Source organism: Oleiagrimonas sp. (genome assembly GCF_027858935.1).
In the GTDB taxonomy this organism is placed as follows: domain Bacteria; phylum Pseudomonadota; class Gammaproteobacteria; order Xanthomonadales; family Rhodanobacteraceae; genus Oleiagrimonas.
Window position 1 is genome coordinate 1 of record NZ_JAQIBU010000235.1, and the last position, 5,915, is coordinate 5,915.

General features: G+C 62.2%; 4 protein-coding genes. All 4 read right to left on the minus strand.

The features are described from left to right. Nucleotides 1-2,732: aminotransferase class I/II-fold pyridoxal phosphate-dependent enzyme (locus PF446_RS08660; RefSeq protein WP_298071034.1), on the minus strand; the 2,732-nt coding region annotated here is incomplete at its 3' end. 40 nt (nucleotides 2,733-2,772) lie between these two features. Continuing rightward, nucleotides 2,773-3,717: a carbon-nitrogen hydrolase family protein gene (locus PF446_RS08665; RefSeq protein ID WP_298071035.1), complete on the minus strand. Its 945-nt coding sequence runs from the start codon at nucleotides 3,715-3,717 to the stop codon at nucleotides 2,773-2,775. A 73-nt stretch (nucleotides 3,718-3,790) separates the two neighbouring features. Beyond that, a complete protein-coding gene (gene gabT, locus PF446_RS08670) occupies nucleotides 3,791-5,146 on the minus strand; it encodes a 4-aminobutyrate--2-oxoglutarate transaminase (RefSeq protein WP_298071036.1) in 1,356 nt (451 codons plus the stop codon). A gap of 469 nt (nucleotides 5,147-5,615) precedes the next feature. Then, a partial coding sequence (locus PF446_RS08675; RefSeq protein WP_298071037.1) for a hypothetical protein occupies nucleotides 5,616-5,915 on the minus strand: 300 nt, incomplete at its 5' end.

A 5,915-nucleotide genomic window follows, 5' to 3' on the forward strand; every position in this document is an offset into this window, starting at 1 on the left:
TCAGTGAATACGCGCAAGCCAAGATCGGGCCGGTAGCCGTGGATCTCGGTGACGTCGAGAGCACGCATGAACAGCAAGATTTCCTTGGATACGATCTGGCCCGGCACCAGGATCGGAAAGCCAGGCGGGTACGGGATGATGAACGAGGTGGACACCAGTTCGCGGCCGCTGTCGATGGCCGTCTCCATGGAACCGTCGCCGAGGGTGAAGTATTCGCATTTGCTCTCGTCGTAGGCGAGGAAGAAGGCGGCACGCAGATCACCTTCGGGCGTGTGCTTGCCGTCCTGACTGCGAAAGCGATCATGGAAGCGTGAAAAGTCGGGCAAAGGCGGCAGTTCCTCGGTCAAGGCGTGCACGCGGTTGTCAAAGGCCTTGCGCGTCATCGCACTGGCGTCCTCCAATTCGTTCTCCATTTGCGTGGCCACCTTCAGCAACACCTCGATCAGATAGGCCACCGACGAGCGCGTGGTGCCAATGTTGGTCATGAACAGCACGGTATTGCGTGAAGTCTTGTTGATCTGGATGCCGTGCTCGTCCATCAACACCTCGTTCTTGAAGGTGTCGCCGTCATAGCCGCAATGGCCGACCGCAAGTGTCACGCGGGTGGCATCCAGGGCGAACTCGTCGCTGGCCCACGCTTCCCAGGTATCGTTCCAGCCATGCTGCGGATCCCAGTACGATTCGATGCCGGACTCCCGGTATTGCGGCGGAATCAGATCGCCCACCGACAGCACGCGGAAGTACTTGGCCAGCAGCGGATGCGCGGTGATCGCCTTGCGCATCGACATCGCCGCCTCGATCTGCTTCTGTACCAGCTCGTAGCCTTCCAGTTCGACCTGGCGTCGGCCGACGTCCAGCGAAGCGATGATCTGGTAGTTTGGCGACGTCGATGTGTGCGTCATGTAGGCCTCGTGGAAGGCCTGCTCCACCTCCCCCTTGAAGTCCTGGTCGTGCACGTGAATCATGGAGCCTTGGCGTAGCGCAGTCAGGGTCTTGTGCGTGGATTGCGTGGAATACACGCGTACGCGCACCTTGTCCGGATCGGGCATCAGCTTCGCGCTCACCAGGGCCTCTTCGTCCATGTCGGCAACGGTCTTCTGATGCGCCTCCCAGGCCTGCCGATAGGCTTCACTGCGATAACGTTCGCGCAGCTTTTCGGCAACGCGCATGCCCGTTCGCTGGCGATAGATACCGCCGAAGCGCGCAAACGCGAACCACGCTTCGTCCCACAGAAACACCAGATCCGGCTTGATCGCCAGGCATTCCTGCATGACCCGCTCGACGTTGTAGACGATGCCGTCGAATGTGCAGTTGGTCAGCAACAGCATGCGCACCCGATCCAGCTTGCCAGCGCGCTTGAGCTCCAGCAGCTGGCGCTTGATGGTGGCCAGCGGCACGGCACCGTACATGGAGTATTCGGACAACGGATAACTGTCCAGGTACACCGCATGGGCGCCCGCCAGCACCATGCCGTAATGGTGCGATTTGTGGCAGTCGCGGTCGATCAGAACGATGTCGCCGGGGCGCACGATGGCCTGCACCACAATCTTGTTGCAGGTGGACGTTCCGTTGGTGGCAAAGAAGGTCTGCCGGGAACCGAACGCGCGCGAGGCCAGTGCCTGCGCCTTCTTGATCGGGCCGTGCGGTTCCAGCAGCGAATCCAGGCCACCCGAAGTGGCCGAGGTTTCCGCCAGAAAGATATTCATGCCGTAGAAATCGCCCATGTCGCGGATCCAGTTGGATCGCGTGATCGACTTGCCGCGACTGATCGGCATGGCATGGAACACGCCGGTGGGCTGGCGCGAATATTCCTTGAGTGCGGTGAAAAACGGTGTCTCGTAGCGCGCATTGACTCCGCGCAGGATGTTGAGGTGCAACTCCATGTGGTCTTCGAGGTTGTAGAACACGCGCCGGCAACCTGACACGTTGCGTCCCGCGATGTCTTCCACCGAGCGGTCCGTGACCAGAAATACGTCCAGTTCCGGGCGCACCCGACGCAGCAGGCGACACAGCTCCGGACCGCACTCTTCGGGATTGATGTCGTCCAGCCTTTCGTCACCCAGGCGATCGAGGAATGCGGCCAGCAAGTCCAGCCTGGTTTCGCTCTCGATGCCGAAATCGTTGCGTACCACCACCGACTGGATGTTGTGGTTGAACAGCGCCGCAATCAATGCATCAGCCAGACTGGACACCATCACCGTGGAGTAGATGAATTTGTCCTCCGGACGACGCATCTCGCGCAGCGCATCACGTAGCGCGTCCTCCTGAGCTGAGCTCAGGTCGTCGACGATCAGTACCTCGAAGTAGTTGCGCGCGCGGGTGCGCTGGTCCGGATTCTCCGGCGCGTCGGCGTCCGTCTCGGCCGATTCGGTCTGGTCCGGCAGCGGGTCGATGCTGCGCCGACGGTAGGCGCCGCTCATCAACGCGCGCACGATGCGTACGACGGCCTGGCTGAACTCATCGTAGTCATGCCGCGACAGCAGGCGTTGCAGTTGCTCAAGGGTACGCTTGCCCGGAAAGGCAAAGTACATCTCGATCGGCTGCAGCGCCTCAAGCAGATCTTCGGCGCGTGCGCCCAGTTTGACGCGGGCATCAGCGCGAATGGTATTGGCCATGCGCTTGGCCACGCCCTTGAGGGTGGTCCAGCGGTCATTGCGCAACTGCGACGCGCTGAAGAAGTCGCTAAGGGTCTGCTGCTCTTTGCCGTTGTGGTCGTCCAGGTGTTTCAACATGGTGGAGCTCCTTGCCAGGATTGCTGGCGGAGTCGGCGGGCTATCCTGTCGCGGGGTCGTCGAGTTGCGGCGCGTGTGGCGTGGCTTGCAGCGTCTGCGCGGGCGCCAGTGTGCCGATGCCTGCGCGACCACCCTTGTCCGGCATGTGCAATGGACCGAGCGTGTGCAGAAAGGCATCGGTACCGGAATTGCGATCGTACACCGAGAACTCGACTTCACGGTCGCGGAAGCTTTTCAGCACCTGACCCAAACCGAACATGCCGCGCTCGCGCTGCCGGCGCACTTGTTCCAGGTCGACCTCGATCGGGATGATCTCATCCTGCCCCCCTGCCTGATGCAGCACGCTGCCCGAGGGCGAAAACACGCAAGAGCGGCCAATACCACCGGCAGCCAGTCCGTTGATGTCGAACACGAAGCACTGGAATTGCGCTGCCGCGGCGCGCGCCATAGCGATCTCGACGTCGCGGTCGATGGTGCGCGTCAGCACCGGGTGCAGCAGCACCTCGGCACCCATCGCGGTCAGGGTACGCGTGGTTTCCGGAAACCACAGGTCGTAACAGATCGAAAGACCAAAACGGCCGACGTCCGGCACATCAAACACGCAGAAACCGGTACCGGCGCTGACGTCGCGCTCGTACGGACGGAACGGAAACATCTTGCGGTAATGGCGGATCACGTGCCCGTTCGCATCGATCACGGATGCCGTGTTGTAGATGCGCCCATCCTCGCCCATCTCGAAATTCGACCCGTTGACGATCCACACTCCATGGCGCGCCGCGGCTGCCGCCAGGGTCTGCAGGTGCGCTCCCGGCAACGTCTGCGGCGCATGTGGCAACGGTCCGCAGGCGGCCAGTTCACTGAACACGATCATCTGCACCCAAGGGAAGCTGGCCATCACCAGATCCACCTTTTGCACCATGACCTGGGTGTTGTCGCGCATGGCGCCGACATGCATCTGTACGCCGGCAATGGCAAATGGAATCATGCAGTTCGCTCCCTCGAAAAATGGTGAGCTGTCGAAAAGCAGCTCGTCGTTGCATCTGCGCGGCAGTGCGCGTTCATGCTGGATCCTTGGCACCCTTCTGAAGCAGGCTGCTGAGCGCCGTCTCCAGCACTGCCATACCCTCGTCGATCAGTTCATCACTGGCGGTCAGCGGCACCAGGAACCGGATCACGTTACCGTACACGCCACACGGCAGCACGATCAGGCCGTCCTCGGCGCAACGCTGGACCAGCGCACGGGTCAGATCGGCATCGGGCCTGGCGGCATCGCCGTCATGCACCAGTTCCATCGCCACCATGGCGCCCAGTCCGCGCACATCGCCGATCGCGCCTTGCATGGGTTGTGCCTGGCGCATCCGCGTCAATGCGGCGGTCAAGCGCTGGCCGATGGCTCCGGCGCGGGCGCACAACTGCTCGTCCTCGATGATGTCCAGCACCGCATTGGCTGCGGCGCAACCGATCGGCGAACCGGCAAAGGTGCCGCCCAGACCCCCCGGCCCCGGTGCGTCCATGATGGACGCCTTGCCGGTGACGGCAGACAGCGGGAAGCCGCCGGCGAGGCTCTTGGCCATGGTCACGATATCCGGCTCCACGCCGCTGTGCTCGATGGCGAACATGCGTCCGCTGCGCGCGAAGCCACTCTGTATTTCGTCGATCACCAGTACGATGCCGTGGCGGTCGCACAGCTCGCGCAACTCGCGCAGAAAGGCGGCATCGGCCGGGTAGAAACCGCCTTCGCCCTGCACCGGCTCGATGATGATCGCCGCCACGCGCTCGGGTTCCACCTCGGATTTGAACAGGGTTTGCATTGCCGCGCGGGCATCCTCCACAGTGACGCCGTGATAGGCGACCGGAAACGGCAGGTGATAGACACTGGACGGTAACGGTCCGAATCCGGCCTTGTACGGCACCACCTTGCCGGTCAGCGCCATGCCCATCATGGTGCGTCCATGAAAAGCGCCGGAAAACGCGATCACGGCCGGACGTCCTGTGTGCGCGCGGGCGATCTTGACGGCGTTCTCCACCGCCTCGGCGCCGGTACTCAGCAGCAGCGTCTTGTGCGGGCCGGCGCCGGGCACCAGCGCATTCAGGCGCTCGGCCAGTCGCACATACCCCTCGTAGGGATTGATCTGGAAACAGGTGTGGCTGAAGCGCTGCATCTGCTCGGCTACCGCTGCCTGCACGCGAGGATGCAGGTGACCTGTGTTGAGCACCGCGATGCCGCCGGCAAAATCGATATAGCGCTTGCCCTCGACATCCCACATCTGCGCGTTTTCCGCGCGCTCGATGAAGCGTGGAAGCAGGGTCGAGACGCCGCGCACGACCGCTTTCTCGCGGCGCGATTGCAATGCACTGTTGGTCGTGGAAGCGGAAGCCGCCGTTGTACCTGGAGCCGTCTTTGTCTGGGTCATGAAACGCGATCACCGTGGCCGGAGGGGGAGAGGGAGGGACGCCGATGCTGTGCAGGAACGGCGCAGGACAGTCGTGCATGGCGCAATGGCGCAACGTGCAGACCACTACGTGGGGTGCCGGGACACTCTTGCGTGCACGCGGTACCAGGTCCGACGGAACAACTGGCGCGAGCGGAGAGGCCGACTCACAACCACCTGTTGAAGGACGAGCATAGCAGACGGCCCCGTTATGCCCGGTGAACGTTATCGGAAATGTGTTGCTTACGCCGGTTGAATTGGCCGCCATGAAGCGACATGCGCTCCTCACAAATGGACGCCACAAAACTTCCGTTGAACGTATCGTTGCGCCAAGAGCCTCGCGTTCATGGTGCGCGTCAACCAAGCATCCCGGCCGCCCAGCACACACTGGACGAGCTTCCATCCTCCCAGCAAGATGGCGACCTATGCAGGCTTCGCTTCGACCTCAACTTCACGGGCTTCCCGCGGCCGACGCCATATAAAACATCATCCATCCGGCCAGCAGCGCCAACAGAATCGTGACGCTCACAACGAGCCCCCGATTTGCTTTTACCTCGCCGAGCTCAATAGCCCGATTCACAGCGTGATAATGCACGGCGGCAAGCACGACGAGGATCCCGCCGAACGCCATCATGAGTTCACCGATCGGAAGCGACATACTTGTCTGGTGGATATGAGTCCCTGGCTCCAGATGCGCGGCAAGCTCGCGCAACCACACGCCGAACTTGGCAATGACAAATCCTAGCGTCAT